This is a genomic window from Deltaproteobacteria bacterium (genome assembly GCA_019308995.1).
Classification (GTDB): domain Bacteria; phylum Desulfobacterota; class Desulfarculia; order Adiutricales; family JAFDHD01; genus JAFDHD01.
On record JAFDHD010000223.1, the window covers coordinates 1 to 2004 of the forward strand.

The 2004-nt window shown below is 50.2% G+C and carries 3 protein-coding genes; 1 reads left to right on the forward strand and 2 read right to left on the reverse strand.

The genetic code is table 11. The features are described 5' to 3' along the window. On the forward strand, nt 1-462 hold a 462-nt coding region (locus tag JRI95_17155), incomplete at its 5' end, for an isocitrate/isopropylmalate dehydrogenase family protein (GenBank protein MBW2063274.1). A 118-nt stretch (nt 463-580) separates the two neighbouring features. Here JRI95_17155 and JRI95_17160 read toward each other — a convergent pair. Further along, nucleotides 581-1069, reverse strand: a complete 489-nt coding sequence (locus JRI95_17160; GenBank protein ID MBW2063275.1) for a hypothetical protein — start codon at nt 1067-1069, stop codon at nt 581-583. A 122-nt stretch (nt 1070-1191) separates the two neighbouring features. After that, entirely contained in the window at nt 1192-1989 is a 798-nt protein-coding gene (locus tag JRI95_17165; GenBank protein MBW2063276.1) for a hypothetical protein, read from the reverse strand. Between the last annotated feature and the right edge of the window lie 15 nt (nt 1990-2004).

Here is a 2004-nt window from a genome sequence, read left to right on the forward strand (position 1 = left end):
GGTCTGTTTCGAGAGGTGGCACAGCAGGTGGCTGAATCCTATCCGAACATAACATTCGAATCGCTTATTGTGGACAATTTTGCTCATGTGATGACTTCCACGCCCCAGAGCCTGGACGTGGTGGTCATGCCGAATCTATACGGGGATATCCTTTCTGACGGTGCGGCCGGTTTGATTGGCGGCCTGGGGCTGGCCCCCAGCGGCTGCTATGGTGATTCATACGCATACTTCGAGTCCGCGCATGGCACGGCGCCTGATATTGCCGGCCAGAATATAATCAATCCGACAGCCACCATGCTTTCCGCCATGATGATGCTTAGGTACCTGGGCTTTGCCAATGAAGCCACACGGGTTGAGACCGCGATCGAGAAAGTCTACGCCGAGGGTCGTTTTCTCACGCCAGACCAGGGCGGCCGGGCCACGACGACCGAGTTTACTGAGGCCGTGGCCGCCTATCTTTAATAGCAGGCAAGGTACAGGACGAAAAAAAGAGAGCCATTTTCCAAAAAACGCAAAGACCTCCCCCCTTACTCAACTGCGAATAAAGTGAAACCTGAAAGGCCAAAGGTATCCGTGAAGATTACGCGGGTAAAAGTTTTTCAATTTTTACCAGGGATTTCTCATGATCCTCTACAAAATATTTACGCCCTTTTTTGATTATCTTGTGTCCTTCTGATTCCAGTTGGAGGGTTTGGTATTCGATTCCGCCCGGGTACTTCGGGTTTAGTTCTCCGCCTGTTTTTAATGTCCGCCAGTAAGGCGTTATCCTCTTCTTTCCTCCCAGCGCTTCCTCATCCGCCGCGTTTGCTGCGATCCAGGCAAAAATCCCGGTGGTCATGGGGCAGCCAATAGTGGCGTCGTGCTTTTTCGCAATAATAGCTCTGAGTTCATTAATGGTTATCAGCTTGCCTTTTAGCACTTTTTTCATGATTTCATCAATTTCTATAGGGGCTGGAATAGCGACCGTGCCACTGCCCCATCGTTTGCTCATTTTTAGCGTTATCTTCTCCACCCTGGGCAGGTCCTTTTTGTCCATTAATTTTTCTCGCCATGATTTTTTCTTCGCCATATTCCAAATCTCCTTAATGTATTAAAGCTCTGGTCCTGGGCCTGGCCGGTAAGTAAAAGATGTGCTTAAACATTTAACATGGGATTGGCGGGTGCGCCGTTTCCAGGCTTTATCGTCTTGTTTCAGCCTCTGCTTTCAAGACTGCCTTCCCCTTTTTTCATGATTCCGAGGTATTCGCTGTACTCAACCAGTTTGGCCAGAACATTAGAGGCGCGTTCGGCGTTTGAATATGGAAAATGGCCGCCTTCACCAATACGGGATATCCCCTCGCTAAAGGTGGTGGTGATGACCGGCTTTCCATATTTTTGGGTCCAGTGGATAATTACGGCGTCTAGCATGGGTGTCATCAGTTCCATAATATCTGCCATCTTGGTCCCGTCCAGATCGCCGTCAATTACGGATTTGAAAAGCTTTTTCAAACCCTCAAAAAAGGAGCTTCCCTTCATTTTTTCCGAGGTGAGGGCCTCGGAAACCATCTCCAGGAATTCCACAATACTATTAGCATTGGTAGCCATGACCGAACCAAAGATCATGCCCAGTCCGGTTCTGATAATCTCTTTAATCTGAGAATGATCCCCGGAATCAAGCATCTCAGTATAGGTGCGGGCGGTTTCTTCAAAACCCGCCATGTGCTCCTTCAGGTTTTCCAGGCGCTGGCTGATCAGGCCGCTGGCAGAGGAAAGCATGGCTGAAATTCCAGAAAAGGAGCCGAACCCCATGAAGATGAGGGCGTCAACTTCCGGGCATCGCAGTAAAACCTCGGGGGCCTTCAGATACTGGATAAGATCGCGGTCCCCGGCGGGATCCACAGGATTACCGTGGCTCCAGCGGTCCGGGAACATGGTATTGAACTTTTCCATGGCTTCGGGAGGGAGGTCAATCACATTTAAGCCCAGCGAAGCGCAGGCATCCGCGCACATAACACCGTAGCTCCC